The following is a 25,869-nucleotide window of genomic DNA, read 5'->3' on the forward strand; positions in this document are numbered from 1 at the left end:
CTTGAGCGCGAGCGTTCCACAGGCCACCACCTGGTCGCGCGCCTGGCTGCGCGGCCAGTTGTTGCAGCTGGTCGCCACCGCCAGTTCGCTGGCCGCGCTCGCGGCCATGCTCGATCCCGACCTCATCGCGGCCGCGATGGGGCTGTTTCTCGTTGGCGTGAACGGCTACAGCCAGTTCTACGCCATCTACGTCGGCATCCGCCTCGCTACCGCGGGGTTGGCGCTGTTGGCGGCCAGGCAGGGCGACCAGCCCATCCTCGGCGACCTTACTGCCCTGTTCCTCCTGGCCCAGCCGGCCGGCCGCCTCGTCGCGGCCTTCGCGATCGGCTTGCCCACGGGGGTATTATTCGTCGTCTGCGCGGTTGAACTGCTGGCAGGACTTGCCCTGCTCGCGTTGCGACCGCGGGGTAAATTCCTGTCGCCATGAACTCCGCACTCCAACAAGCCTCCCGCATCATCGTCAAGGTCGGTTCCTCCCTCGTCACCGACGAGGGCAGGGGCCTCGACCATACCGCCATCGCCCGCTGGGCGCAGCAAATCGCGGCCCTGCGCGCGCTCGGCAAGGACGTGGTCCTGGTCAGCTCGGGCGCCATTGCCGAGGGCATGCTGCGCCTCGGTTTCAGCAAGCGCCCGCACGAACTGCACGAACTGCAGGCCTGCGCCGCCTGCGGCCAGATGGGCCTGGCGCAAATCTATGAATCCAGCTTCAGCGCCCACGGCGTCAAGACCGCGCAAGTGCTGCTGACCCACGCCGACCTGGCCGACCGCGAACGTTATCTCAATGCGCGCTCGACCCTGACCACCCTGCTGCGCCTAAACGTGGTCCCGATCATCAACGAGAACGATACCGTCGTCACCGACGAGATCAAGTTCGGTGACAACGACACGCTCGGCGCCCTGGTCGCCAACCTGATCGAGGCCGATGCGCTGGTCATTCTCACCGACCAGCCCGGCCTGTACTCGGCCGACCCGCGCAAGGACCCGGACGCCCGCCTGATCGAGCAGGCGCAGGCTGGTGACGCGACCCTGGAAGCGATGGCTGGCGGCGCCGGCAGCAGCATCGGGCGCGGCGGCATGCTGACCAAGGTGCTGGCCGCCAAGCGCGCGGCGCGCTCCGGCGCCCATACCGTGATCGCCTGGGGCCGCGAACCGGACGTGCTTACGCGCCTGGCCGGCGGCGAGGCGATCGGCACGCAATTGCTGGCCCCCACCGGCCGCCTGACGGCGCGCCGCCAGTGGATGGTCGACCACCTGCATACGACCGGCGAAGTCGTGATCGATGCCGGTGCAGTCGCCAAGCTCACCAGGGAAGGCAAGTCGCTCTTGCCGATCGGCGTGCTGGCCGTGAAGGGAGAGTTCGGCCGCGGCCAGCTGATCACCTGTGTCGACGAGGCGGGCAAGCCGCTGGCGCGCGGGCTGACCAACTATGCCAGCAGCGAAGTGCGGCGCATCATGCGCCATTCGTCGACCGAGATCGAACGCATCCTCGGCTTCGTCGAAGGGCCAGAGCTGGTCCACCGCGACAATATGGTGCTCCTGTAATCAGTAAGTGCTCGCTCTGGTCGCCATCGTTGCGCGCGGAGCACGGTCGACGCCGCGGATGTTTGCCATTCGTCTAAATTAGTTTCCTGCCGGAGACAGCCGGTCGGCGCGCTCATACACTATGCATGGGTGCGCCAGCACACTCCCTCTCCATCCAACCCGTCCGCACTTCGCGCGGCAAGCAATCATGAAACTCAGTCGCAAACTTCCGCTCGGCTTTGCCGCCGTCACCCTGCTGGTCGCCTGTGCCGGCTTCTTCGGTATCGCGCAGATGAACCGCTCGGTCGATACCTACCGCCAGGCCGTCGCCACGGAAGGCCAGGCCCAGCAAGTACAAGCCTTGTTGTCCCACTTCCGCAAGCAGCTGCAGGAGTGGAAGAACACCCTGTTGCGCGGCAAGGACGAGGGCGAACGCCGCAAGTATTGGGACGCCTTCCAGAAGAACGAGGCCGAGGTGGCGGGCCAGGTTGCGGCGCTGCTGCAGGTGCTGCCGGCAGGCGAGGTGCGTGAGCTGGTGGCGCAGTTCGGGGCGGCCCATGCGCAGATGGGGCGCGACTACCGGCGCGGCTACGACGACTTCGTGGCGGCCGGACTCGATGCGAGCGCCGGCGACGTGGCGGTCAAGGGCAAGGACCGCGCGCCGGCCGAGCTGCTGGTGCAGGCGGAAGAAAAGATGTCGGCGCAGAGCGCGCGCAGCGTGGCCCAGGCCGACGCGGTCGGCGCGCGCGCGACCACCGTCAGCTACACCCTGATGCTGCTCGGCGCACTGGTGGCGGCGGTGGCCGGCGTGCTGGTGTCGCGCTCGATCACCCGTCCGCTCGGCGAGGCGGTCGAGGCCGCGCGCAGCGTGGCTTCGGGCGACCTGCGCACCACGATCACGGTGCGCAGCAGCGACGAGACCGGCCAGCTGCTGCTGGCGCTCAAGGAGATGTCGGCCAGCCTGCAGCGCATCGTGCTCGAAGTGCGCAGCGGCGCCGAGACCATCGCCGTGGCGTCGAACGAGATCGCGCAGGGCAACCTCGACCTGTCGAACCGCACCGAACGCCAGGCCGGCGCGCTCGAGGAGACGGCGTCGTCGATGGAAGAACTGACGTCGACCGTGCGCCAGAACGCGGATAACGCGCGCCAGGCCAGCCAGCTGGCCGTATCAGCCTGCGACGTCGCGGCCAAGGGCGGCAAGGTGGTCGAGCAGGTGGTCGGCACCATGGCCTCGATCAGCGCCTCGTCGCGCAGGATCACCGACATCATCGGCGTCATCGACGGCATCGCGTTCCAGACCAATATCCTGGCGCTCAATGCGGCGGTCGAGGCGGCGCGCGCCGGCGAGCAGGGGCGCGGTTTCGCGGTGGTCGCGGGCGAGGTGCGGACCCTGGCCCAGCGCTCGGCCCAGGCGGCGAAAGAGATCAAGGACCTGATCGGCGAATCGAGCGCGCGCGTCGACGCCGGCAACCGCCTGGTCGGCGAGGCCGGCACGACGATGAGCGAGATCGTGGACAGCGTGCGCCACGTGATGGACATCATTGGCCAGATCAGCGCCGCCAGCAGCGAACAGAGCCAGGGCATCGCCCAGGTCAACCAGGCGGTGACGGAAATGGACGGCGCGACCCAGCAGAATGCGGCCCTGGTCGAAGAGGCCGCCGCGGCGGCGCAGTCGCTGCGCGACCAGACCGTGGCGCTGACGGAAGTGGTCAGCGTGTTCAAGGTCGAGGCGCAAGCCCAGGCCGCGCCGCCATCCTTGCCAGGACCGCGCCAGGCGCTCGGAATGGCGTGAATCAGTTGGCGGCGTTCGCCGCCGCCACCGCCGGATCGAGCACGCCGGGCGGCGCCGGCGTCTTGTCCTTGAATTCGCACAGGTCGGCGATCAGGCAGTTCCAGCATTTTGGTTTGCGCGCCACACAGGTGTAGCGGCCGTGCAGGATCAGCCAGTGGTGGGCGTCGTGCAAAAAATCCTTCGGCACGAATTTCAGCAGCTTCTGTTCGACGATATCGACGTTCTTGCCCGGCGCGATTTTCGTGCGGTTCGAGACGCGGAAGATGTGGGTGTCGACCGCCATCGTCGGCTCGCCGAAGGCGGTATTGAGCACCACGTTGGCGGTCTTGCGGCCGACACCCGGCAGCGCTTCCAGCGCCTCGCGCACGGGCGGCACCTCGCCGCCATGCTGCTCGACCAGGATCTGGCAGGTCGCCATCACGTTCTTCGCCTTGGTGTTGTACAGGCCGATGGTCGAGATATACGTCTTGAGCTCGTCGATGCCCAGGTCGAGGATGGCTTGCGGCGTGTTCGCCACCGGGAACAGGCGGCGCATCGCCTTGTTGACGCCGACGTCGGTCGACTGGGCCGACAGCAGCACCGCGATCAGGAGTTCGAACGGGGTCGTGAATTCGAGTTCGGTGGTCGGTTTCGGATTGGCGGCGCGAAAGCGGGTGAAGATTTCCAGGCGTTTGGCGGGATTCATCGTTCAGTTCTTGTCCTGGTTGCCGGCGGCCTTCAGGCGCGCGCGTTCCATGGCGGCGGCGATGATGGCGCGCTTGCGCTCCTTCTCGGCCAGTTCTTCGGGGGTATTCGTCACTTCGGCGGTCACGGCGCGCATCTTTTCCACGGCCTTGGCGGCCAGGCGGGCATCGTTTTCCTCGCGCTCGCGTTGCAGGCGCGCGCTGCGGAAGTCGTGGCGCGCGCGCGCGGCGTCGGCATCCTGCTGGGTCCAGGCATCCCAGCCGGTGCGTTCGCCGGTGACGGGCACCATCGCGATGCAGTCGACCGGGCAGGGGGCGACGCACAGGTCGCAGCCGGTGCACAGGCTCGGCAGGATGGTGTGCATCTGCTTGGCCGCGCCCAGGATCGCATCGACCGGGCAGGCCTGGATACACAGGGTACAGCCGATGCACAGCGACTCGTCGATGAAGGCGACCGGCCGCGGACGCTCGAGACCGTTGGCCGGATTGATCGGGATCACCTTGCGGCCCGTGGCCGCGGCCAGGCGGCGCACACCTTCCATGCCGCCGGGCGGACACTGGTTGATCTCGGCCTCTCCGCGCGCCATGGCCTCGGCATACGGGCGGCAGGCGGGATAGCCGCACTTGGTGCATTGGGTCTGCGGCAGCAGGTCTTCGAGCTGGTCGGCGAGGGAGGTGGTCACGGGGGAAAGCGTCGGGGGATCGATCTGGTCAAGCCGACATTATCCGCCAAAACGGGGCGCGATGCGATCAGCCCGGCCGGCAGGCGGGCCCGGCTTGATTCAATATGACATTACGTGGGCAAGCGAACAGACGACCTGTCACATCGATGCTGTACTATCGGCTGACGCTCACCCCCGGGGACAGGAATGAACGAGTTGATTGCGCCGTTGCTCTTTGCCGCCATCTTTTCGGCCGGCGACGGCTTGCAGCAGCGCGGCGCCGACAAGGCCAAGGCCGACCGGCGCGCCAAGCCCGTCGCCGAAGCGCAGCAGGCGTCCGTGTATCCGGCGCGCTACCGCAACGTGGACGCGAGCAAGGAATTGCAGCGCGGCGAGCGCCTGCCGGCGCGTTACCAGGCGCACCAGCACGTGGTCGAGGACTGGCGCGCCCTGCGCCTGGCCAAGCCGCCGCGCGGACACCAGTGGGTCGATGCGGGCGACCGGTATGCGCTGGTGGCGATTGCGACCGGGCGCGTGGCGCAGGTGGTGCAGGGACGCTGAGGCTTGCTGTGTGACGGATGTCGCGACCGTTAGATGATCGCCTGCAAACCTTTGTCGGCGATGATGTTCAGCAGCTTGAGCGCGGGACCGGCTGGACGCGTTTCGCCTTGCTCCCATTTACGTACGGTTGAAGGCGATGTGTGCAGGTGATGTGCAAATACCGGCTGGCTAAATCTCAGCATCTCGCGCAAGCGCTTGATGTCGCCGGCGCTGAATTCCCGTACTGGCGCTGGGCAGGTTATGTCGAATTCCCGCATCGTCATCTTGCTGATGGCGCCCGCTTCGTGAAGCGCGGAAAGATCTTCACGCAGCGACTCAATGATCTTGCTCACAATGAACCTCCGATAACACCTTCGATAGCAAAGCTTTTGACAGCGCTTCGCCAGATAAATCCAGGAAAATCTTGCCTGCAAACTGGAGAGCTACCTTTTCCCCCTGTGTGATGTTTGCCTTCTCGCTCTTGGGGAACCCGTGCAGGAAAACGTACCGATTACCGATCCGTGCAGAAAGCAAGGTGCGATAGCCGCTGCTTTTACCCCCTCCAGGACGTGCTACCCGTTTCTTGTAAAGGCATCCGCCCAGATCTGCGTCGATCAGGCCGTTTTCCATTTCTACGACAGCCTTGCACAAGACACTATCCGGCAGCTTCTCACCCGCCTGCCAGCGGGCGAAATCCCTGCGCTTGAGGACGCTGACCATCGATTCGATCTCCAAAATATACCCGAAACGGGCATGATTTTCTACCTGCAGATGACGGTGCTGACTGAACGGCGGCCCCAACTTGCCAATCTCTCCAAGATAGGAAGGACATCCTCGAATTATCAGGCCAAGATAAGTTGATATGTGACGCGAAAACAAGAATGCCGTGGCATGCCACGGCATTCTTGTCTTGCTTCAGAGCTGAGCTGCTCGGCTTACCCGTTCGCGCGAATGAACTCGGTAATCTTCGGACACACGATCTCGCGCCAGCGGCGGCCCGAGAAGATGCCGTAGTGGCCGGCCTTCTCCACCACGAATTCGTGCTTCTTGTCCTTCGGAATACCGCTGCACAAGGTCAGTGCGGCGCTGGTCTGGCCCAGTCCCGAAATGTCGTCCAGCTCGCCTTCAACGGTGAGCAGGGCGACCGATTCGATGTCCTGCGGACGCACCAGCTGGCCGCCGACTTTCCAGGTGCCTTTCGGCAGGCTGTAATCCTGGAACACGGTTTTGATGGTGTCGAGGTAGTACTCGGCCGGCATGTCCAGCACGGCGTTGTACTCGTCGTAGAACTTGCGGTGCGCTTCGGCCGAATCGTCGTCGCCGCGCACCAGGTGCTGGTAGAACTCGCGGTGGCTCTGGGCATGGCGGCCCGGGTTCATCGCGATGAAGCCGGCATGCTGCAGGAAGCCTGGATACACCTTGCGGCCGAAGCCCGGGTAATTGCCCGGCACCGCGTAGATCACGGTGTTCTCGAACCACGAATACGGTTTTTCGATGGCCAGGTCGTTGACCGCGGTCGGCGATTTACGTGGATCGATCGGGCCGCCCATCATGGTCATCGTCTTCGGCAGCTTCGGATCCTTGTTGCTTGCCATCAGGGCGATCGCAGCCAGTACCGGCACGGTCGGCTGGCAGACCGAGATCACGTGGACGTCCGGGCCCAGGTGGCGGATGAAGTCCTGCACGTAGAACACATAGTCGTCCAGGCGGAACGGGCCATCGGCCAGCGGCACCATGCGGGCGTCGACCCAGTCGGTGATATACACGTCATGCTCGACCAGCAGCGCCTTGACCGTGTCGCGCAGCAGGGTCGCGTGGTGGCCGGACAGCGGCGCCACCACCAGCACCGCCGGCTGCTCGAGGGCGGCGAAGGCGGCGTCGCTCATGTCTTTCTTGAAGTGCAGCAGCTGGCAGAAAGGCTTGTCGACGACGATGCGCTCGACGATGCCGATTTCCTTGCCCTCGATGGTGGTGGTCTTCAGGCCGAAGGCCGGTTTTTCGTATTCCTTGCCGAGGCGGTACATCAACTCGTAGCCGGCGGCGATACGTTGGGAAAATGGGGTGTGCGCAAACGGCGACACGGGATTCGAGAACAATTTTGACGACGCATCGGCCCACTGCATCAGCGGGGTCAGGAAGGAGCGTTGCATCTCGTGCAGTTGATAAAGCATAAAGTATTCCTTCGTATTGACACTGCGCTGATATCGCCCGCGCATAAGCTTCATCCGATTATAGGGGATTTGCATTGGCCGGTGGCAACAAGGGCCCACACCTCTCCCTTCATGTATGGTGCACTTGTAGCATATTTGCCCGGACACGCTCCGTTGGGCGGCCCACATAAAGCAAAACGCCCCGCAAGGCGGGGCGCTTCAGGGGATTGTGTCGCCGCTTAGTTACTGAACGTTACTGAACGCGGCGGCATCAGCCTTTAGTCGAACACCGGGGTTTCGACGCCCAGGATCTTGTGCAGTTTCGGCGAGGTGGTCGTGTACTGCATATGGATCTTCTTGTCCGGGAAGATATATGGCGCGGCGCCGAAGGCGGCCAGCGCGGCTTCGTGGAAGCCCGACAGGATCAGCTTCTTCTTGCCCGGGTAGGTGTTGATGTCGCCCACGGCGAAGATGCCCGGGACATTGGTCTCGAACTTCTCGGTGTCCATGACCTTGAGCTGCTTGCGCTCGATGTCCAGGCCCCATTCGGCGATCGGACCCAGCTTCGGCGACAGGCCGAAGAACACCAGCAGCATGTCCAGCGGCACGCGGCGGGTGACGCCGTCGGCGCCGGTGACCTTCACTTCGCTCAGCTGGCCGTCTTTCTCGTCGAAGCCGGTCACCTGGCCGGTGATCAGCTGCATCTCGTACTCGTCGCACAGGGCCTTCATCTTGGCCACCGACGCCGGGGCGGCGCGGAAGTCTTCGCGGCGGTGCACCAGCACGACCGACTCGGCCTTGCCAACGAAGTTCAGGGCCCAGTCCAGCGCGGAGTCGCCGCCGCCGCAGATGACGATGTTCTTGCCTTCGAAGCGAGCCGGATCCTTGACGCGGTAGAACAGCTGCTCGTTGTCGAACTTGTCGATGCCATCGACCTTGATCGTGCGCGCCTGGAACGAACCGACGCCGGCCGCGATGAAGATGGTCTTGGTGATGAACTGGGTGCCGGTCGAGGTTTCGACGTTGAAGCGGTTGTCTTCGCGACGCTGGACGGTCGTCACCTCTTGGCCCAGGTGGAAGGTCGGCTCGAACGGCTCGATCTGCTTGAGCAGGTTGTCGGTCAGTTCCTGGCCGGTGCACACCGGGACGGCAGGGATGTCATAGATCGGCTTGTCCGGATACAGTTCCACGCACTGGCCGCCGACGGCCGGCAGCGAATCGATGACGTGGGCCTTAATTTCGAGCAGGCCGAGTTCGAAGACCTGGAACAGGCCGACCGGGCCGGCGCCGATGATCACGGCGTCTGCTTCGATGGCGCCGGCGAAGGAACTGTTGGGAGCGATGCTGCCCGCTTCGTGGGTGGCACTGATAGTCATGCGCTTACTTCCTGTGATTTTTTGATTGGTGAGGCGATGGCAGCCAGCACTGCCATGCAGAACGACCCCGGGCCGGCGCCGAACGGGCGGCGCAGCGGCGGTATTAGCGGGCCAGTTGGTCGAGCTTGTCCTTGACGTCTTTCCACTCTTCCGCGTCTGGGAGGGCCGGCTTCGTCTTGGTGATCGAAGGCCAGAAGCGCGCGAGGTCGGCGTTGATCTTGATGAACTGCTGTTGGTCGCCAGGCACGTCTTCTTCGGCATAAATCGCGTTCACCGGGCACTCGGCGACGCAGACGGCGCAGTCGATGCACTCGTCAGGGTCGATGGCGAGGAAATTCGGGCCTTCCCGGAAACAATCTACCGGGCATACATCGACGCAGTCGGTGTAACGACAACGGATGCACGATTCGGTGACAACGTGGGTCATAACAGTCCTATCAATTGGTGGGATGTCGCGTCGCCGTGCGCAAGAACATGAGTAGGCCGGCCGGACAGAGCAAAGCACTGTATTTTAGGGCAATTCGGCTTTTCTCACAAACTCGCCTATATACACAATCTACATAAGCAAATGAATGAGAAAAGCGCACGATCGTGCGGATTGAGCGACTGTCAAGTGCCCATCGGAGATGGTCGGTAGGGTGGGCGGCTGCGCCGCCCACGCGTTCGAATCACGTACGCGATGTGGCGGCGCATGCTTCGGTTGGACTGCTGGAACTGGAAAAAATGCTATCCGGCCTGCCGCAAGCGCTCGAGCAGGTGCTGCCACTCGCCGCCGCTGCCGTCCTCGCGCAGGAAGACGGTATGACAACGCGGACCGTCCTCGACCGTGATCTCCCAGCGCGGCAGGTCGGCGCCGACCGCGCAGGCGGGCGCGGCGCCAAAGAAGTCGAGGCGCCGCAGCAGCGTTTCGAGGGCCGGTCCTTCGGCCAGGCGGGCAGTATCCAGTTCGTAGGATGCGGCCAGTCCGGCGAAGCCGCCGCAGGCGCGGGCGTGGATCTTCATGCCAGCATCGAAGGATTGGGTAAATGAGCGGGTGACTGGGCGCCCGGCTGCGCGGCCGCCGGCAGGCCGGGCAGCGCCGGTCCGTGGCGGCCATGTTCGGCGCACCAGCGCGCCAGCAGGCGCGCCTCGCCGGCCAGCAGGCGCTCGGCGCAATCGTACTCGGCCAGTTGCATGGTGCCGCAGCAGGCGCGCCGGTCTTGCCGCGCGCCGGGGGCGTCGCACACCCGCGCCGCCAGGGGCACGCCGGGGACGAAGGCGGCCGCCGGGCCGCCGCCATGGCCGGCCTCGACGACTTCGCGCCGGCTGAACTGAAGGCGGATGGCGTCGGCATAGGCGGCCGGCTTGCCGTCGCCGGTCACCATCTGCAGCATGGCATTGACCACGTCGGCATAGGTGGCGGCCGTGTCGGGCGCGGCGATCAGGGCGCGCAGCAGCACGCCGCCCAGGTAGCCGGCCACCCGGTGCAGGACGGCGGCGTCGTCTTCGCGCGCGGGATCGCGCTCGTGGGCGAACAGGTCGGCCAGCACGTCGAACACGCCGCCGGTGAATACCTGCGAGATGGCGTGGACCTGGGTGCCGGCTTCGCTCAGCTTGATGTCGTTGTCGGCATTGCGCAGGCCGCTGCTATTGCCGAGCGCCAGCCCGAACTGCTCGGCGATGTCGGCCAGGAAGGATTTGTCGCGCAGGTCGGCCTTGGTCTGGGCGATCACGGCTTCGCACTGGTCGAGCTGGGACAGGGCCAGGAAGATCGCGGTGAGGTCGCCGAAGGCTTCGTGCAGGCCGCCGGTCTGGGGCGGGGCGTCGGCCTGCAGCCACTGCGGCTTGATGCCGTCGAGTACCGCGTGCGCAGTCTCATGCGACACGATGTCGAACGAGCGGCAGGTAAACACCCGGTCGGTCGCCCCGTTGGGGATGAAGTCGCCGAACTTGAGGCAGGCCTGGCTGCGGCTGTAGAAGGCGTTCATGACGTTGGGCAGGCCGTGCGGGAAGACCAGCAGCGGCCGGGTGTCGGCACTGCTGTTCCATTGCCAGGGCAGGGGCATGGCGCTGCCGGCGGCGGCCAGGGCGCGCTGGTACATGGTCAATGTCTGGCGCACCACGACGAAGGTGTGGACGGCGTCGAACTGCGGCGTGTCGGGCTGGGTGACGAAGTCGCCGAAGGCGTTCGGCTCGACCGCGGCGATGCCCGGTTCGCCGGGCGCGATGCGGGCGTCGCGCGGACCGGCCAGCACCACGCCCGGCAGATACGCCTTGCGGGTGCCGATTTCGCCCACCGAGGGGTCTTGCTTTCACATGAGTACGCGGGCGCCGGGCACTGGCGGCGGTGCTTCGGTCCCCGGCGGCGGCTCGGCTTGCGGGCCCTCGGGTTCTTCGAGCAGGCGGGCGGCGCGGTGCTGCTGGCGGTAGGGCGCGCTCGGGGTGGGGACGAAGCGCGCCGGAGGCTGTGCGGCCTGCGCCGCCTCTGGCTCGCCCGGCAACAGGCGGTTCGCTGGCACGACGGGGGTTTCCATGACGAGTCCTCGCGTAATGACGGGATGCGTCTTCATCCTCGCGCTCCCCGCCGGGCGCGCTTTGATACTCATCAATTGAGCCTCCGTGTAGCGGCCTGTTGTAGCGAGCTCTGGCATAGCCTGGCCGCAACTGGCATCATGGCGGATTGTTTGCAATCGATTCAGGAAGGAACAGCCAGATGGCGGAAATCAGCATCGTCCAGCAGCACAGCCTGAGCCCGGACGCGGCGCGCACTGCAGCCGAGCAGGTGGCGCAGCGGATCGCGGCCGAATACGGCCTGGAATGCAGGTGGGACGGCGATGTGCTGCGCTTCGAGCGCAGTGGGGTGGAGGGGATGTTGACACTGGAAGACCAGCGCGCCGCGATGCGCATCCGCCTGGGCTTCTTCATGGGCGCGTTCGCGCCGGCCATCGAGGCCAAGGTGGCGGAGAAGATGCGCAAGACCTTCGCCGCCGCGGCGTGAGGCTTAACCCTTCAGTTCCTCGATCAGGTCGACATACTGCTGCTGGGCTTCCTCTTGCGACGTGCCCTGCAGGCCGGCCCAGGCATCGTACTTGGCGCGCGCCACGAAATCGGTCATGCCCGGACGCTCGCCGGTCACGTCGCCGCTCGAACCCTGCTTGAACAGCGCGTAAATCTTCAGCAAGGTCATGTTGTCGGGACGCTCCGACAGGTTCTTCGAATCGATCTGGGCCTGGTTGAACTGTTCCTGCAAGCTCATGGAAACTCCTGTGATGGTTGATTGCGGTATTGTCGCTTGGACAATGCGGCAAGCATCTTAGCGCAGGGTAGAGGCGGGCACGGGAAATCCGGCCGCACTTTAGAAGGGAAGTTCAAATGCCGCCGTCAAGACGGCGGACCGTGCGCCGCCGCAGGACGGCGCACGGGCAAATGCGCTTAGACGGCCAGCAGGTCGACGTCGAAGATCAGGGTCGCGTTCGGCGGGATCACGCCGCCGGCGCCGCGTGCGCCGTAGCCGAGGCTGGCCGGAATGGTCAGGCGGCGCGAACCGCCGACCTTCATGCCCTGCACGCCTTCGTCCCAGCCGCGGATCACGTGGCCGGCGCCGAGCGCGAACTCGAACGGGTCGTTGCGGTCCTTGCTCGAATCGAACTTGGCGCCCAGGCTGCCGTCGTCGTTGCGCAGCCAGCCGGTGTAGTGCACGGTGACGTGCTGGCCGGCTTTCGCCTCGGCGCCTTCGCCGGTGACGAGTTCTTCGTATTGCAGGCCGGATTCGGTGGTGATGGTGGACATGGTCTTCCTTGTTGTTCAGATTGAACGACGATTGTAGTCCATGGGTCCATCCGGTGTCATCCCGTAGAATGGCGGCATCACACTTTCACCAGGAGACTCCATGCCGCGAAGGACCATCCCATGAACGGCGTCCTCACTGCCTGCCGGCGCGCCCTGCGCGCACAGTTCAGCCGCCGCATGCTGCTGCTGTCGTTGGCGCCGCTGCTGCTGGCGCTGACCCTGTGGGGCGTCGCCATGTGGCTCGGACTGCAGCCCCTGCTCGACTGGCTGCACGGCCTGTTCGCCGATTACGGCGGCTTCGAGACCAGCGGCAGCATGCTCGAAATGGTCGGCCTGGGCATGTTGAAGGTGATGGTGGTGCCGCTGATGGCGATCGTGCTGCTGCTGCCGCTGATGATCGGCTCGGCCCTGCTGTTCGTGGGCGTGGTGGCGATGCCGGCCATCGAGTCGCACGTCGGCAAGCGCCAGTTTCCCGGGCTCGAAAAGAAAGAGGGCGGCTCCTTCTTGGGCAGCGTGGCGATCAACCTGGGCAGTACCGCCGTGTTCGCCCTGCTGTGGCTGTTCACCCTCCCGCTGTATGCGGTACCGCCGCTGGCCTGGCTGGTGCAGGCCAGCCTGTGGGCCTGGGTGACCTCGCGCGTGATGAGCTACGATGCGCTGGCCGCCCACGCCACCCAGGCCGAGCGCCTGGCCCTGATGCGCCGCCGCCGGCCGGCCCTGCTCGCCATCGGCTTCGTCACCGGCCTGGCCGGCGCGCTGCCGGGCATCGTCTGGATGGGCGGCGCCGTGCTGTCGATCGTGCTGTTCCCGGTCCTGGCCCTGGTGTCGCTGTGGCTGTACGTGATGATTTTCCTGTTCGCAGGGCTCTGGTTCCAGTTCTACTGTTTGCAGGCATTGGAAGAACTCCGATTGGCAGAGGCGACCCAGCCTGCGTGAGCGGCGTATCGATATGGATCAACAGATGGCTGTGCACCGAAGGCGTTTCCGATGCGTTAAGTATTGATAGCCAATATTGAAGCCACTGTTGACTCAAGACACTGGGCAATATCACTCCGTCAAGAGCGCGTTGTTTTTTTGCGAAAATATTCCAAGCACAGCAAATTTGTTAAACGGCGCCTCGCGCGGGACGTATTGATGTGGTGGAATATTGCCTACGGACGGTGCGATCTGGAGTGGGATTGCACCACCAGTGTGCGAACTAACAAGGACCACGATCACTCGAACGGACCGGCAGCAATACGGATGGCGAGCAGGTTGGCGGGGATTGCGAGCGTTTTGATTCAGACCGGTTAAGCCATCATGGAAAGTATTCGCCGTCTCGGACGGCCAAGTAATGTGTCCGGCAAGCGCGCCGCGGGCGAGCGCAGCGAGCCGACGTTCGGCGACGCCGTCGCCACCGCCGCGCCAGCCAATGCCGCTGCCGCGGCAGGCGCGCCCGCGCTCGCGGCCGGCGGCAACGACGTCCCCCTGTACGAAGCCTTCCCGCACCTGGCGGGCAATGGCGGCATTCCCGGTGGCCCGCAGGGCGAGCCGGGCGACGACGAGCCGGCGCCGCGCAAGCGCCGCTGGAAGCTGTGGCTGGTGCTGTTCCTGCTGTTGCTGGTCGCGCTCCTGGCCGCCTGGGCCGTGCTCGAGACGCGCACCTCGCGCCTGCAGGCCAGGATCTTCGCCGACATGGCCAGCGAGCTCACCTATCGCGTGGAGAACGGCCCGAGCACGGCAATCCGCTTCCCGGCCGCCAGCCCCTATGACACCCGGCTCGGCTATGCCGGCCTGCCGCAGTATCTCGAGCGGCTGCAGACGCGCGACTATGCCATCGCGGCCCAGGCGCGCATCTCGCCGCAGATGGTCAAGATGGCCGACCTCGGCCTGTACGCCACCTACCACGAAAAGACCAAGGTCGGCCTCGAGATCCTCGACTGCCGTTCGCAGCCGATCTACACCTCGCGCTTCCCCGAGCGCTACTACGACAAGTTCGACGCCGCGCCCCCGCTGCTGGTGCAAAGCCTGCTGTTCATCGAGAACCGCGAACTGCTCGACGCCGCCCATCCGCGCCGCAACCCGGCGGTCGAATGGGACCGCTTCTCGAAGGCCGTGTTCGACAAGACCCTGTCCAGCATCGGCCTGGGTGGTGGCGGGCGCGTGGCCGGCGGCAGCACGCTGGCGACCCAGATCGAGAAATACCGGCACTCGCCCGAAGGCCGCACCAGTTCGACCACCGACAAGATCATCCAGATGGCCTCGGCCACCCTGCGCGCCTACCAGGACGGCGAGGACACCACCGGTTCGCGGCGCCAGATCGTGCTCGACTACCTGAACACGGTGCCGCTGTCGGCCAAGTCGGGCTATGGCGAAGTGAACGGCATCGGCGACGGCCTGTGGGTCTGGTATGGCCGCGACTTCGACAAGGTGACCCAGATGCTCAAGGGCCCGATGACGAGCCCCGATGCCGTGCTGGCCTACAAGGAAGCGCTGTCCCTGATGATTGCCCAGCGCCGTCCGGCGTATTACCTGGGCGCGGGCGAACCCGACCTCGAGGTGCTGACCGACAGCCACCTGCGCGTGCTGGCCCAGGCCGGCGTGATCTCGCCCCAGCTGCGCGACGCCGCCCTGAACGTCAAGCTGCAGCCGGCCCTGCACAGCGGCGTGGCGCCGCCGCCGGCCGATGCGTTTGTCTCGCGCAAGGCGGCCAATGCGGTGCGCAACCACCTCGGCTACCTGATCGGCGATTCGCGCCTGTACAACGTCGACCGCCTCGACCTGTCGGTGGTCTCGACCCTGGACAGCAATGCCCAGCAGGCGGTGACGGCGGCCCTGCGCCAGCTGTCCGACGCCGAACACGCGAAAGCGGCCGGCCTGACCGGCAAGGGCCTGCTCGGCAACGGCGACCCGGCCCAGGTGGTGTACAGCTTCACCCTGATGGAGCGGGGCGAGCACGTGAATTACCTGCGGGTCCAGACCGACAACTACGACCAGCCGCTCGACATCAACGAGGGCGCCAAGCTCGATCTCGGTTCGACCGCCAAGCTGCGCACGCTGGTGACCTATCTCGACATTTTTGATCAGCTGCACAAGCGCTTCGAGCCGCTGGATAAAATCGGCCTGCACGGCGTCGAGGTCGACCCGAAAGACCGCATGTCGCAGTGGGCGCTGGAATACTTCCAGACCCTGCCGGACGGCGCCGACCGAGGCCTGAAGCCGATGCTGGACGCCGCCATGGCGCGCCGCTACTCGGCCAATCCGGGCGAGCGCTTCATGACCGGCGGCGGCCTGCACACCTTCGGCAACTTCAGCCGCCTGGACAACGACAAGATCATGGACGTGCACCAGGCGCTGCGCCAGTCCACCAACCTGGTGTTCGTGCGCATGATGCGCGACGTGGTGCGCTACTACATGTTCCAGCTGCCGGGCTCCTCGGCCCAGCTGCTGGCCGACGCCAACGATCCGCGCCGCGCCGCCTACCTGGCGCGCTTCGCCGACAACGAGGGCAAGGATTTCCTGGCCAAGTTCTGGAACAAGTACAAGGGCAAGACCCCGGCCGAGATCGAGGCGCTGCTGTTCTCCGGCGTGCGTCCGCTGGCCTCGAAGCTCGCCGCGGCCCACCGCACGGTGGCGCCGAACGCCACGCTGGAACACTTCGGCGCCTTCATCAATGCGACCCTGCCGTCGGCCAACGAGATCGATCCCGAGCGCATCCCCAAGATGTACGAGATGTACGATCCGCGCAATATGTCGCTGGCCGACCGCGGCTACGTGGCCTCGGTGCACCCGCTCGAACTGTGGCTGGTGAGCTATCTGCGCACGCATCCCAAGGCCACCTGGTCCGAGGTCACCGCCGCCAGCGTCGAGGAGCGCCAGGAAGTCTACCAGTGGCTGTTCAAGACCAGCCGCAAGAACGCCCAGGACAAGCGCATCGCCGGCCTGCTCGAGGTCGAGGCCTTCCTCAAGATCCACGCCCAGTGGAAGAAGATGGGCTATCCCTTCGATTCGCTGGTACCGTCGTTCGCGACCACGCTGGGCGCCTCGGCCGACCGGCCGGCCTCGCTGGCCGAGCTGATGGGCATCATCATCAACGGCGGCGTGCGCAAGCCGATCGAGCGCATCGATTCGCTGCACTTCGCCAAGGACACGCCGTACGAGACGCTGGTCAAGCGCAACAAGGGCGGCGGCAAGGAGCAGGTGCTGGCGCCGGAAGTCGCGCGCACGGTGGCCGACGCCATCCAGGGCGTGGTCTCGGACGGCACCGCCAAGCGCGTCAAGACCGCCTTCGTGCAGGCCGACGGCAGCGTGATCGCGCTGGGCGGCAAGACCGGCACCGGCGACCAGCGCTTCGACGTGTATGCGCGCGGTGGACGCCTGATCGAATCGCGCTACGTGAACCGCTCGGCCACGTTCGTGTTCAATATCGGCGAGCGCTTTTACGGCAGCATGACGGCCTATGTGCACGGTCCGCAGTCCGAGCACTACGACTTCACCAGCGCGCTGCCGGTGCAGTTGCTGGTGACCCTGGCGCCGAGCCTGATGCCGATGATCGAGCCAGGGCCGGCCCCGGCGCCGGGTGCAGCCCCCGCTGCGGCCCAGCGCCAGTGCGTGCGTTGAAGCCGGTGGGCGAGGCAGGCGGCGCGCACGGCAAGGGCCTGCGCGCGCGCCTGCAGAATTTTTCCATCGTCTCGCTGCGCGACCTGGTGGTGGCGTCCGGCCCGACCATCCTGATGGTGGGGGCGGCCGTGCTGCTGGCCTACTGGTGGGTCGATCCGGCGCCGCCGCGCAGCCTGCGGCTGGCCACCGGCCAGGAGAACTCCGCCTACGAGCAGTTCGGCAAGCAGTACGCCAGCCTGCTCGCGCGCGACGACATCAAGGTGGCCCTGCAGCCGACCCTGGGCTCGCGCGACAACCTGCAGCGCCTGCTGGCGGGCGAGGCCGACGTGGCCTTCGTGCAGAGCGGCTCGACCGACGGCGACACCATGAACGCGCAGGATGGCGACGCCGCCGAGCGCCAGGAACTGGTGTCGCTGGGCAGCCTGTTCACCGAACCGGTCTGGCTGTTCCTGCGCGCGGAGGCCAAGGTGACGAACCTGACCGACCTGCGCGGCAAGCGCATCAACCTGGGCCCGGAAGGCACCGGCGTGCCGCGCCTGCTGCGCCAGGTGCTCGACGCCAACGGCATCGAACCCAAGGATGTGCAGATCGGCGACCTGGCCGACACCCCGGCCACGGTGGAGCTGCTGGCCGGCCGCATCGACGGCCTGGTGTTCTCGTCGGCGCCCGAAGCGCCGCTGATCCAGATGCTGCTGCAGACGCCTGGCATCCGGTTGTTCGATTTCGCCCAGGCCGAAGCCTATACGCGGCGCCTGCCGTTCCTGACCCATGTGGTGCTGCCGCGCGGGATCGTCGACCTGGGCCGCAATATCCCGGCCCAGGACTACCACCTGATCGCGCCGACCGCGACCCTGGTGGCGCGCGAGGACATCCATCCGGCCCTGGTGGGCCTGCTGGTGAAATCGGCCACCCAGATCCACGGCGGGGCCGGCTGGTTCCAGCAGCAGGGCCAGTTCCCGTCGCCGAGATATACCGAGATCCCGGTGGCGCCCGAGGCCGCGCGTTACTATCGCGACGGCCCGCCCTTCATGCAGCGCTACCTGAGCTTCTGGCTGGCCAACCTGGCCGAGCGCCTGTGGATCGTGGTGGTGGCGCTGACGGCCTTGCTCATTCCGCTGTCGAAGATCGTGCCGCCGATTTACGTGTGGCGCGTGCGTTCGCGCGTGTACCGCTGGTATGGCGAACTGCGCGCGATCGAGCAGGCGCTGGAAGACGCCGGGCCCGAGCCGGGCGATGCCGTGCGCAAGGACTTGCTGCGGCGCCTGGACGGGCTCGAGGACCGGGTCAACCACATCTCGGTGCCGCTGGCCTATGCCGACGAGCTGTATCGGCTGCGCAGCCATATCCACCTGGTGCGCGAGCGGATTCGCGGCGTGCAGGAAGACGAAGCGGCGGCGGCGCCCCTGGCAAAGTAGGTATCTGCTTCGGAAATCCGATTACACTGGCGGCCTCCCGTGTTTTTGTCCGAAGGAAGTCATGATCCGCCGTCCGCTGTCCGCACTCGTCCTTGGTCTCATGCTCGCCGGCGCCATGCCGGCCTTCGCCGCCGGCATGCAGGCCGCGCCAGATGACGCTCCCGCCAAGCGCTCGACGCGCGAAGCCTATACCAAGTACGAGTACCGGATCCCGATGCGCGACGGCACCCGCCTGTTCACCGCGGTCTACGTGCCGAAGGACGCCTCGAAGTCCTATCCCTTCCTGATGCAGCGTACACCCTACAGCGCCGGCGTGCGCGCCGACGGAGAGCTGCGCTACGGCGTGGACTGGATGCCCGAATCGCTCGGCCCGTCGCGCGAATTCGAGGACGCCGGCTACATCTTCGTGGTGCAGGACGTGCGTGGCCGCCATATGTCCGAGGGCGTGTGGCAGGAGATGACGCCGCATGCCAAGCCGAAGCTGGAACAAGGCGAGGGCGTCGAAGCCCAGGACATGCACGACACCGTGGCCTGGCTGCTCAGGAACGTCCCGAACAACAACGGTAAGGTAGGCATCTGGGGCATCAGCTATCCCGGCTTCTACGCCGCCGCCAGCGTGATCGATTCGCATCCGGCAATCAAGGCCGCCTCGCCGCAGGCGCCGATCGCGGATCTCTACATGGGCGACGATTCCTACCACGGCGGGGCATTCAAGCTGGCCGCCAACTTCGATTTCTACTCGTCCTTCGTCGCTGCGCCGAATCCTTCGCCCAAGTCGGCCTCCGGCGGCGGCTTCGACTACGACGAGGCCGATGGCTACGATTTCTTCCGCAAGCACCTGACGCTGGGCGCGATCGCGGGCACGATGAGCGAGCGCCAGCGCGAGCTGTTCATGCCGAATATCGAGCACGATACCTACGACGACTTCTGGCAGTCGCGCGCCATCGGCCCGCACATGAAGAACGTCAAGGCGGCGGTGCTGACCGTGGGCGGCTGGTTCGATGCCGAGGATTTCCAGGGCCCGTTCACCATCCACGACGCGCTCAGGCGCCACAGCCCGGCCGCCGAGAACAAGCTGGTAATCGGCCCATGGGTGCACGGCGGCTGGATGCGCGGCGACGGCGCGCGCCTGGGCCATGTGCGCTTCGACGCCAATACCAGCGATTACTTCCGGCGCCATATCCAGTTCCCGTTCTTCGAGCAGCACCTGAAGGGCATCAAGCCGGCCCAGGCGCTGGCGCCGGTGACCATGTTCGAGACCGGCACCAATGTCTGGCGCAGCTACGAGACCTGGCCGCCGAAGCCGGCCAGGGTGCGCACGCTGTACTTCAACGCCAACGGCAGCCTGACGTGGCAGCAGCCGGCAAGCGCGGGCGCCTACGACGAATACGTGGCCGACCCCAGGCGTCCGGTGCCGTATATCGGCTATCCGGCGCAGGGCGTGCCGCGCGAATACATGGTCTCCGACCAGCGCTTCGCCGCGACCCGGCCCGACGTGCTGGTGTACCAGAGCGAGGTGCTGGAAGAAGACGTCACCATCGCCGGCCCCGTGCTGCCAAAGCTGTTCGTGTCGACCACCGGCACCGACGCCGACTGGGTGGTGAAACTGATCGACGTGTATCCGGGTGACTATCCGACGCCGGCCGCGCCGCGCACGGGCAAGGACGTCGGGCCGCCGGCCCTCAAGCTGGGCGGCTACCAGCAACTGGTGCGCGGCAATCCGCTGCGCGGCAAGTTCCGTAACAGCTACCAGGCGCCGGAGCCCTTTGTGCCGGGCAAGGTAGAGGCGCTCAGCTATGAACTGGGCCAGGTAAACCACACCTTCCGCCGCGGCCACCGCATCATGGTGCAGGTGCAGAGTTCGTGGTTCCCGCTGATCGATTCGAATCCGCAGACCTTCATGCGGATTCCCGAGGCGCAGCCAGAGGATTTTAGAAAGGCGACCCAGCGCGTGTACCGTGCGCCTGGAACGGCGTCCGGCATCGAACTGCCGGTGCTGCCCTGAAGCCACGCGCGATGTCTTGACAGCGCCGCATACCATCTTTAATGTCGGCAACTATTGGGTGAATCGACACGGGGCGAAGGTGACATTGTGAAGCTGGCTTTCTATGTGCTGTTGGTGCTGGCGGTGCTGTCGGGCTGGCGCCACTACCAGCAGATGAATGAGGTGGCCGATGTCGCCGACGACTCGGCTTATGCAGAGTTCTTCCGTTCGCCCGACGTCAAGGTCGTGCTCTACGGGACGGAGTGGTGCGGCTACTGTGCGCAGACGCGCGACTATCTCAACCAGCGGGGCGTGGCGTTCACCGACCTCGACATCGAAACCTCCGAGCGCGCAAAGCGCGAACATGCCGCGCTGGGCGGCCAGGGCGTTCCGCTGATCCTGGTCGGCGACCACAAGCTGAAGGGTTACAACGCCCAGTCGCTGAAGGCCGCGGTGGACAGCCTGGAGTAGACCAGGCCTGGCCCTGGTGCCGTTAAGTTAGCGTAAGTATCGTCGTTCCCGCGTAGGCGGGAACCTAATTCTGCAAGAATTTCGACGAAGTCAGCAGAACTTGGTTTCCTGCCTACGCGGGAACGACGTGGTGATTACTCGTAACTTAATGCCATCAAGGCCTGCCTCTGTTTTCACGGCACGAAGCCGCCAACCCTACCGCGGCGTTCCACGCTCGAACCAGGGCCGTGCGCCGGGCAGGAGCGCGGCGCGCACCTCGCGCCGCAGGGTGGTGGCGGGAATCAGGTCGACCGCCAGCCGGCGCAGGCGCTGCACCTCGGCCTGCCGTCCGCGCGCCGCGAACACGCCCAGCACCCCGTTCACGTCCTGCACATAATTGTGGATCTCGGCCGGGATGCTCGGCGCGCTGGTAAACCGCTTGCGGCGTTCGCGAAACGCATCCATCAGGTAGTCGGCATGCTGGCGGACGATCTCGTCCGGGTTCGGCATCAGGCGCTCGGCCAGTTCGGCGTCGCCGGCGGCGATCGCCTGCGGCAGCACCACCCGGGTCAGCGATGCGGCCAGCGCAGGGGCCACAGGTTCCAGCGCCACGAACAGGTCGCGCGTGCGCGCCGGCTGGTCCAGCGCATGGTCGATCGAGGCCGCATCGAGAAACTGCTCGCGCGTTCCCGTGCCGGCCAGCAGGGCGGCGGCATTGCGCTCGCGTACCGCTTCCAGCGCCGCTGCTGCCGGCGGATGGGCCTCGGCCAGCACCGCCCAGTCGGCCAGCGCATGGGAGCGGCGCACGCCGGCCAGCGAGGCATCCTGTTCCAGCGCGTGGTCGTGGAACCAGACCAGTTCTTGCAGCGCCGCGTCGTACTGTCCCTGGTCGGCCAGTTCGCGCGCCGTCGCCAGGCGCTCGATGGGACTCATCGATGCGTCGCTCATGCGCCCACCCACGGCAAGCCTGCCTTGCACCAGCCGCCGACCGTCTTGCGGTGACCGTCGCCATCGCGGTCGCCTTCGAAGCCCTCGAGGATGTCGAACGAGTTCGCATATCCCAGCTCGGTCGCCACGCGCGCGCTGTGGCGCGAGCGCACGCCCGAGCGGCACAGGAACAGTAGCGTCTCGTCCTTCTGCGCCACCCGCTCCAGCTGGGCGCCGAAATCGGGATTCGGCTGGCCGCCCGGATAGGTCGCCCACTGCACCGCCGCATGCTGGGTTTCGGGAATGGCGACCCGGCCCACCCAGTCGCGTTCGGCGTTGGTGCGCACGTCGACCAGCCTGACCTTCGGGTCGCTCCGCAAGAGCTCGAATGCTTCCTGGGGCGTGACCGCACCGGCATAGGGCTGGCCTGCGCCGCGTTGGCGCGCCAGGGAGAGAATGTTTTCTGTCGTCATTTGTATTGTTCCGTTTTTGGGCAGGCAACGCTGCTGCACCATTGTGGATCAGTGTATCCTGCGCTAGATTGGTGCATTGGCGCTAATTTGCACCGGGATGGTGCATTCGAACTGAGCATAATTCTTTCGACAACCCTGCCGATCGACGCGATTTTATGGGTAAACTGGCTCGCCTCCCAAGAACGATTTGCGCATGCCCTCATGCGAACGGCGTGGAGCTAAGTTGGCACGCTTTATGCTTCAAGATGATGCAAGTTGTCGTTTCTCATGATGCGACATCCTTTTTTCAATTAGGAGATTCCGAATGGCAAAGTCCGCCGCAGATGTAATGCAACTGGTCAAGGACAACGAAGTCAAATTCGTTGATTTACGCTTCGCCGATACCCGCGGCAAGGAACAGCACGTCACGGTCCCGGTGTCGCACTTCGACCTGGACAAATTCGAATCCGGCCACGCCTTCGACGGTTCGTCGATCGCCGGCTGGAAAGGTATCGAAGCCTCGGACATGCTCCTGCTGCCAGACCCGAACACCGCCAACCTCGACCCGTTCATGGAAGAGACCACGCTGTTCATGCAGTGCGACGTGATCGAGCCGTCGGACGGCAAGGGCTACGACCGCGACCCGCGCTCGATCGCCAAGCGCGCCGAAGCCTACCTGAAATCGTCGGGCATCGGCGACACAGCCTTCTTCGGCCCGGAGCCTGAATTCTTCATCTTCGACTCGATCCGCTGGAAGATCGACATGTCGGGCTGCTTCGTCAAGATCGACTCGGACGAATCGTCGTGGGCAACCGACAAGGAAATCGAAGGCGGCAACAGCGGCCACCGTCCGACCGTCAAAGGCGGCTACTTCCCGGTCCCACCGGTCGATTCGTTCCAGGACATGCGCTCCGAAATGTGCCTGATCCTCGAATCGATGGGCATCCCGGTCGAAGTGCACCACCACGAAGTGGCCGGCGCCGGCCAGAATGAAATCGGCACCAAGTTCTCGACCCTGGTCGAGCGTGCCGACTGGACCCAGAATATGAAGTACGTGATCTGGAACGTGGCCCACAGCTACGGCAAGACCGCGACCTTCATGCCGAAGCCGATCAACGGCGACAACGGCTCGGGCATGCACGTGCACCAGTCGATCTGGAAAGACGGCAAGAACCTGTTCGCCGGCGACGGCTACGCCGGCCTGTCGGAAACCGCGCTGTTCTACATCGGCGGCATCATCAAGCACGCACGCGCGCTGAACGCGATCACCAACCCTGGCACCAACTCGTACAAGCGCCTGGTGCCTGGCTACGAAGCCCCGGTCAAGCTGGCCTACTCGGCCCGCAACCGTTCGGCCTCGATCCGCATCCCGCACGTGGCGAACCCGAAAGGCCGCCGCATCGAGACCCGCTTCCCGGATCCGCTGGCCAACGTCTACCTGTGCTTCGCCGCGCTGCTGATGGCCGGCCTGGACGGCATCCAGAACAAGATCCACCCGGGCGAAGCCGCGACCAAGGACCTGTACCACCTGCCGCCGGAAGAAGACAAGCTGATCCCGACCGTGTGCGCCTCGCTCGAAGAAGCGCTGGAAGCCCTGGACAAGGACCGCGAGTTCCTGACCCGCGGCGGCGTGTTCAGCGACAGCATGATCGATGCCTACATCGAGCTGAAGATGAACGAAGTGCAGCGCCTGCGCATGACCCCGCACCCAGCTGAATTCGACATGTACTACTCGTCGTGATCGCTTGATCAATACTGTTGTACCTGCGCATCGCCGGCGTTGACGGCGATGCCATGAAACGCGGGGAAAGCGATGGCTTTCCCCGCGTTTTTTGTTGCTTCGGGTATAGTCGGGCGCGACTACAATGCATCATCCTGCCGATGCCAGCTACCGAGTGATAGGAATGACAAACATCGTTTTCCAGAGTGTTGTGGCAGTCTTTGCGCTGCTGATGTGCGCTTCGGCGCAGGCCCAGATCTACCGCTGTACCGACGCCAACGGACGCCCGCTGTACACCGACACCAAGGTCGGCAAGTGCCAGCTGATCGATACCGGCTACCGTTCGCCGCCGGCCGCATCGGCCCCGATCCCGGCGCCGCGCTCGTCAAGCGGTGGGGGCGGCGCCAGCGCCTCGAGCCCGGCCGCCAGCACGCCGTCGAGCTTCCCGCGCGTGGACAATACCGTGCAGCGCGCGCGCGACGACGAGCGGCGCGAGATCCTGGGCGACGAGTTGCGCATCGAGGAACGCAAGCTGGCCGACCTTCGCAAGGAATTCAACAACGGCGAGCCGGAACGCCAGGGCAACGAACGCAACTACGCCAAGTACCAGGAGCGGGTGGCCTCGATGCGCGACGAGATCGGCCGTACCGAACGCAATATCGAGGCGCTACGGCGCGAGATCGGCAATATTCGATGACCCTGCCACCGATGGATGACACGCCCGCCTTCGATGCCGGCGACCCCGCCCGCTACGCCGGCCTGGACTTGCTGGCCTCGGCCGTGCTGCTGACCGGCGCGGAAGGCGACGTGCTCTACGCGAATGCCGCCGCCGAGAACCTGATGGAGCTGTCGCTCAAGTCGCTGCAGCGCCACCGCCTGCCCGAGCTGTTCGTCAACGGCGCCGAGCTGGCCGCGCTGATCGGCCAGGCGCTGGCCCACCAATACGCCGACCTGCGCCAGGACCTGACCCTGCAGCGCGCGGGGCGCGAGCCGCTGCACGTGAACAGCATCGTCAGCGCGCTGGGCGACGGCACCCTGCTGATCGAGCTGCGCGAGAACGTGCAGCAGCTGAAACTCGACCGCGAGGAGCGCATCCTCGACCAGAGCCAGGCCAACAAGGAACTCATTCGCAACCTGGCGCATGAGATCAAGAACCCGCTGGGCGGCATCCGCGGCGCGGCCCAGTTGCTCGAACTCGAGCTGCCGCCGCACCACCTGCTCGAGCTGCAGGAATACACGCAGGTGATCATCAAGGAAGCCGACCGCCTGCAAACGCTGGTCGACCGCTTGCTGGCGCCGCACAGGAAACCTCACATCGTTGGGGACGTCAACATCCATGAGGTGTGCGAGCGGGTGCGCAGCCTGATCCTGGCCGAGTTCCCGCAAGGGCTCACGATCAAGCGGGACTACGACGCGTCGATTCCCGAGTTCCGCGGCGATTTCGAGCAGCTGATCCAGGTGGTGTTGAACATCGCCCACAACGCGGCCCAGGCCCTGGCCGGCCGCATCGCGCAGGGCGACGCCGAGATCATTCTGCGCACCAGGGTGGCGCGCCAGGTCACCCTGGCCAAGGTCCGCTACGGGCTGGCATTAGACTTGCATATCATCGACAATGGACCGGGCATCGCGCCCGATATCCGCGACCGCATTTTCTATCCGCTCGTATCCGGGCGCGACGGCGGGAGCGGCCTCGGGCTGACGCTGGCGCAAACCTTCGTGCAGCAGCACCTGGGGGTGATCGAGTGCGAAAGCCGGCCTGGACTGACGGATTTCCGTATCCTGCTGCCGTTGCCATAAGCGACGGGCCAGGTGCGCCGGCCAGTCCCTTAT

27 protein-coding genes are annotated in these 25,869 nt (G+C 65.6%); 13 read left to right on the forward strand and 14 right to left on the reverse strand.

Annotated elements, in window-relative coordinates:
• Position 1 precedes the first annotated feature (1 nt).
• The 3 genes from Q9246_RS05530 (at position 2) to Q9246_RS05540 (ending at position 3,313) form a co-directional block, all read left to right on the forward strand.
• A complete protein-coding gene (locus Q9246_RS05530; RefSeq protein WP_306396058.1) occupies positions 2–427 on the forward strand; it encodes a hypothetical protein in 426 nt (141 codons plus the stop codon).
• The gene (gene proB / locus Q9246_RS05535) at positions 424–1,542 is read left to right on the forward strand and encodes a glutamate 5-kinase (RefSeq protein ID WP_306396060.1); all 1,119 of its coding nucleotides are present in this window, start codon (positions 424–426) and stop codon (positions 1,540–1,542) included. Before Q9246_RS05530 ends, proB begins: the two co-directional genes overlap by 4 nt.
• Before the next feature lie 187 nt (positions 1,543–1,729).
• Complete coding sequence (locus Q9246_RS05540) at positions 1,730–3,313, forward strand: methyl-accepting chemotaxis protein (RefSeq protein WP_306396061.1); 1,584 nt, start codon at positions 1,730–1,732, stop codon at positions 3,311–3,313.
• Position 3,314: 1 nt separating this feature from the next.
• Here the strand turns inward: Q9246_RS05540 and nth are convergent, their stop codons facing one another.
• Positions 3,315–3,998, reverse strand: a complete 684-nt coding sequence (gene nth / locus Q9246_RS05545; RefSeq protein WP_306396062.1) for an endonuclease III — start codon at positions 3,996–3,998, stop codon at positions 3,315–3,317.
• Between the two features lie 3 nt (positions 3,999–4,001).
• Positions 4,002–4,679, reverse strand: a complete 678-nt coding sequence (rsxB, locus tag Q9246_RS05550; RefSeq protein WP_306396063.1) for an electron transport complex subunit RsxB — start codon at positions 4,677–4,679, stop codon at positions 4,002–4,004.
• 186 nt (positions 4,680–4,865) lie between these two features.
• Here rsxB and Q9246_RS05555 point away from each other — a divergent pair, with 186 nt between their 5' ends.
• The gene (locus Q9246_RS05555; protein ID WP_306396065.1) at positions 4,866–5,219 is read left to right on the forward strand and encodes an RcnB family protein; all 354 of its coding nucleotides are present in this window, start codon (positions 4,866–4,868) and stop codon (positions 5,217–5,219) included.
• Positions 5,220–5,248: 29 nt separating this feature from the next.
• On the opposite strand, the gene Q9246_RS05560 is transcribed toward Q9246_RS05555, so the two are convergent.
• The 8 genes from Q9246_RS05560 to Q9246_RS05595 form a co-directional block, all read right to left on the reverse strand.
• Positions 5,249–5,551: a helix-turn-helix domain-containing protein gene (locus tag Q9246_RS05560; RefSeq protein ID WP_306396067.1), complete on the reverse strand. Its 303-nt coding sequence runs from the start codon at positions 5,549–5,551 to the stop codon at positions 5,249–5,251.
• Positions 5,535–5,918 carry a type II toxin-antitoxin system RelE/ParE family toxin gene (locus Q9246_RS05565; protein ID WP_306398088.1) on the reverse strand — a complete coding sequence of 128 codons (384 nt, stop codon included), beginning with the start codon at positions 5,916–5,918 and terminating at the stop codon, positions 5,535–5,537. Before Q9246_RS05565 ends, Q9246_RS05560 begins: the two co-directional genes overlap by 17 nt.
• Positions 5,919–6,133: 215 nt before the next feature.
• Positions 6,134–7,369, reverse strand: a complete 1,236-nt coding sequence (locus Q9246_RS05570) for a polyhydroxyalkanoate depolymerase (protein WP_306396069.1) — start codon at positions 7,367–7,369, stop codon at positions 6,134–6,136.
• 257 nt (positions 7,370–7,626) lie between these two features.
• Positions 7,627–8,724 carry an NAD(P)/FAD-dependent oxidoreductase gene (locus Q9246_RS05575; RefSeq protein ID WP_306396071.1) on the reverse strand — a complete coding sequence of 366 codons (1,098 nt, stop codon included), beginning with the start codon at positions 8,722–8,724 and terminating at the stop codon, positions 7,627–7,629.
• A gap of 103 nt (positions 8,725–8,827) precedes the next feature.
• The gene (gene fdxA, locus Q9246_RS05580; RefSeq protein ID WP_306396073.1) at positions 8,828–9,151 is read right to left on the reverse strand and encodes a ferredoxin FdxA; all 324 of its coding nucleotides are present in this window, start codon (positions 9,149–9,151) and stop codon (positions 8,828–8,830) included.
• Positions 9,152–9,450: 299 nt separating this feature from the next.
• Positions 9,451–9,726 carry a protealysin inhibitor emfourin gene (locus tag Q9246_RS05585; protein WP_306396074.1) on the reverse strand — a complete coding sequence of 92 codons (276 nt, stop codon included), beginning with the start codon at positions 9,724–9,726 and terminating at the stop codon, positions 9,451–9,453.
• Complete coding sequence (locus tag Q9246_RS05590; protein WP_306396076.1) at positions 9,723–11,000, reverse strand: gluzincin family metallopeptidase; 1,278 nt, start codon at positions 10,998–11,000, stop codon at positions 9,723–9,725. The genes Q9246_RS05585 and Q9246_RS05590 overlap by 4 nt, the downstream gene beginning before the upstream one ends.
• 15 nt (positions 11,001–11,015) lie before the next feature.
• Complete coding sequence (locus tag Q9246_RS05595; RefSeq protein WP_306396078.1) at positions 11,016–11,237, reverse strand: hypothetical protein; 222 nt, start codon at positions 11,235–11,237, stop codon at positions 11,016–11,018.
• Between the two features lie 179 nt (positions 11,238–11,416).
• Between Q9246_RS05595 and Q9246_RS05600 the strand changes: the two genes are divergently transcribed.
• Positions 11,417–11,701, forward strand: coding sequence for a polyhydroxyalkanoic acid system family protein (locus tag Q9246_RS05600; protein ID WP_306396080.1), 285 nt, complete (start codon positions 11,417–11,419; stop codon positions 11,699–11,701).
• A 3-nt stretch (positions 11,702–11,704) separates the two neighbouring features.
• Here the strand turns inward: Q9246_RS05600 and Q9246_RS05605 are convergent, their stop codons facing one another.
• Positions 11,705–11,959, reverse strand: coding sequence for an acyl-CoA-binding protein (locus tag Q9246_RS05605; RefSeq protein ID WP_306396082.1), 255 nt, complete (start codon positions 11,957–11,959; stop codon positions 11,705–11,707).
• A gap of 176 nt (positions 11,960–12,135) precedes the next feature.
• Entirely contained in the window at positions 12,136–12,492 is a 357-nt protein-coding gene (locus tag Q9246_RS05610; protein WP_123068487.1) for an FKBP-type peptidyl-prolyl cis-trans isomerase, read from the reverse strand.
• A gap of 120 nt (positions 12,493–12,612) precedes the next feature.
• Here Q9246_RS05610 and Q9246_RS05615 point away from each other — a divergent pair, with 120 nt between their 5' ends.
• The 5 genes from Q9246_RS05615 (at position 12,613) to Q9246_RS05635 (ending at position 20,961) form a co-directional block, all read left to right on the forward strand.
• Positions 12,613–13,428 (forward strand): EI24 domain-containing protein, encoded by an 816-nt coding sequence (locus tag Q9246_RS05615; RefSeq protein ID WP_306396087.1) that lies wholly within the window; start codon positions 12,613–12,615, stop codon positions 13,426–13,428.
• Positions 13,429–13,791: 363 nt separating this feature from the next.
• The gene (locus tag Q9246_RS05620) at positions 13,792–17,091 is read left to right on the forward strand and encodes a transglycosylase domain-containing protein (protein ID WP_306396088.1); all 3,300 of its coding nucleotides are present in this window, start codon (positions 13,792–13,794) and stop codon (positions 17,089–17,091) included.
• A complete protein-coding gene (locus Q9246_RS05625; RefSeq protein ID WP_306398090.1) occupies positions 17,088–18,506 on the forward strand; it encodes a TAXI family TRAP transporter solute-binding subunit in 1,419 nt (472 codons plus the stop codon). Before Q9246_RS05620 ends, Q9246_RS05625 begins: the two co-directional genes overlap by 4 nt.
• A gap of 61 nt (positions 18,507–18,567) precedes the next feature.
• A complete protein-coding gene (locus Q9246_RS05630) occupies positions 18,568–20,511 on the forward strand; it encodes a CocE/NonD family hydrolase (RefSeq protein WP_306396090.1) in 1,944 nt (647 codons plus the stop codon).
• Between the two features lie 87 nt (positions 20,512–20,598).
• Complete coding sequence (locus tag Q9246_RS05635) at positions 20,599–20,961, forward strand: glutaredoxin family protein (protein ID WP_306396091.1); 363 nt, start codon at positions 20,599–20,601, stop codon at positions 20,959–20,961.
• A 195-nt stretch (positions 20,962–21,156) separates the two neighbouring features.
• On the opposite strand, the gene Q9246_RS05640 is transcribed toward Q9246_RS05635, so the two are convergent.
• Together Q9246_RS05640 and Q9246_RS05645 are read right to left on the reverse strand one after the other, a co-directional pair.
• Entirely contained in the window at positions 21,157–21,888 is a 732-nt protein-coding gene (locus Q9246_RS05640) for a hypothetical protein (protein ID WP_306396093.1), read from the reverse strand.
• On the reverse strand, positions 21,885–22,340 hold the full coding sequence (locus tag Q9246_RS05645; RefSeq protein WP_306396095.1) for a rhodanese-like domain-containing protein: 456 nt from the start codon (positions 22,338–22,340) through the stop codon (positions 21,885–21,887). Before Q9246_RS05645 ends, Q9246_RS05640 begins: the two co-directional genes overlap by 4 nt.
• A 304-nt stretch (positions 22,341–22,644) precedes the next feature.
• On the opposite strand from Q9246_RS05645, the gene glnA reads away from it, so the two are divergent.
• From glnA to glnL, 3 genes are all read left to right on the forward strand, one after another.
• Positions 22,645–24,060 carry a type I glutamate--ammonia ligase gene (gene glnA / locus Q9246_RS05650; RefSeq protein WP_306396097.1) on the forward strand — a complete coding sequence of 472 codons (1,416 nt, stop codon included), beginning with the start codon at positions 22,645–22,647 and terminating at the stop codon, positions 24,058–24,060.
• A gap of 163 nt (positions 24,061–24,223) precedes the next feature.
• Positions 24,224–24,736, forward strand: coding sequence for a DUF4124 domain-containing protein (locus Q9246_RS05655; protein ID WP_306396099.1), 513 nt, complete (start codon positions 24,224–24,226; stop codon positions 24,734–24,736).
• An 11-nt stretch (positions 24,737–24,747) separates the two neighbouring features.
• On the forward strand, positions 24,748–25,836 hold the full coding sequence (glnL, locus tag Q9246_RS05660) for a nitrogen regulation protein NR(II) (RefSeq protein WP_306398091.1): 1,089 nt from the start codon (positions 24,748–24,750) through the stop codon (positions 25,834–25,836).
• The last annotated feature ends 33 nt before the right edge of the window (positions 25,837–25,869 follow it).

Source organism: Telluria beijingensis, from assembly GCF_030770395.1.
Classification (GTDB): Bacteria; Pseudomonadota; Gammaproteobacteria; order Burkholderiales; family Burkholderiaceae_D; genus Telluria; species Telluria beijingensis.

Coding starts and splice junctions, on each gene's coding strand:
- proB (WP_306396060.1), top strand. CDS start 424: ATGAACTCCGCACTCCAACAAGCCTCCCGCATCATCGTCAAGGTCGGT.
- Q9246_RS05540 (WP_306396061.1), top strand. CDS start 1,730: ATGAAACTCAGTCGCAAACTTCCGCTCGGCTTTGCCGCCGTCACCCTG.
- nth (WP_306396062.1), bottom strand. CDS start 3,998: ATGAATCCCGCCAAACGCCTGGAAATCTTCACCCGCTTTCGCGCCGCC.
- Q9246_RS05555 (WP_306396065.1), top strand. CDS start 4,866: ATGAACGAGTTGATTGCGCCGTTGCTCTTTGCCGCCATCTTTTCGGCC.
- Q9246_RS05565 (WP_306398088.1), bottom strand. CDS start 5,918: ATGGTCAGCGTCCTCAAGCGCAGGGATTTCGCCCGCTGGCAGGCGGGT.
- Q9246_RS05570 (WP_306396069.1), bottom strand. CDS start 7,369: ATGCTTTATCAACTGCACGAGATGCAACGCTCCTTCCTGACCCCGCTG.
- Q9246_RS05575 (WP_306396071.1), bottom strand. CDS start 8,724: ATGACTATCAGTGCCACCCACGAAGCGGGCAGCATCGCTCCCAACAGT.
- fdxA (WP_306396073.1), bottom strand. CDS start 9,151: ATGACCCACGTTGTCACCGAATCGTGCATCCGTTGTCGTTACACCGAC.
- Q9246_RS05585 (WP_306396074.1), bottom strand. CDS start 9,726: ATGAAGATCCACGCCCGCGCCTGCGGCGGCTTCGCCGGACTGGCCGCA.
- Q9246_RS05595 (WP_306396078.1), bottom strand. CDS start 11,237: ATGGAAACCCCCGTCGTGCCAGCGAACCGCCTGTTGCCGGGCGAGCCA.
- Q9246_RS05600 (WP_306396080.1), top strand. CDS start 11,417: ATGGCGGAAATCAGCATCGTCCAGCAGCACAGCCTGAGCCCGGACGCG.
- Q9246_RS05605 (WP_306396082.1), bottom strand. CDS start 11,959: ATGAGCTTGCAGGAACAGTTCAACCAGGCCCAGATCGATTCGAAGAAC.
- Q9246_RS05610 (WP_123068487.1), bottom strand. CDS start 12,492: ATGTCCACCATCACCACCGAATCCGGCCTGCAATACGAAGAACTCGTC.
- Q9246_RS05615 (WP_306396087.1), top strand. CDS start 12,613: ATGAACGGCGTCCTCACTGCCTGCCGGCGCGCCCTGCGCGCACAGTTC.
- Q9246_RS05620 (WP_306396088.1), top strand. CDS start 13,792: ATGGAAAGTATTCGCCGTCTCGGACGGCCAAGTAATGTGTCCGGCAAG.
- Q9246_RS05630 (WP_306396090.1), top strand. CDS start 18,568: ATGATCCGCCGTCCGCTGTCCGCACTCGTCCTTGGTCTCATGCTCGCC.
- Q9246_RS05640 (WP_306396093.1), bottom strand. CDS start 21,888: ATGAGCGACGCATCGATGAGTCCCATCGAGCGCCTGGCGACGGCGCGC.
- Q9246_RS05645 (WP_306396095.1), bottom strand. CDS start 22,340: ATGACGACAGAAAACATTCTCTCCCTGGCGCGCCAACGCGGCGCAGGC.
- glnA (WP_306396097.1), top strand. CDS start 22,645: ATGGCAAAGTCCGCCGCAGATGTAATGCAACTGGTCAAGGACAACGAA.
- Q9246_RS05655 (WP_306396099.1), top strand. CDS start 24,224: ATGACAAACATCGTTTTCCAGAGTGTTGTGGCAGTCTTTGCGCTGCTG.
- glnL (WP_306398091.1), top strand. CDS start 24,748: ATGGATGACACGCCCGCCTTCGATGCCGGCGACCCCGCCCGCTACGCC.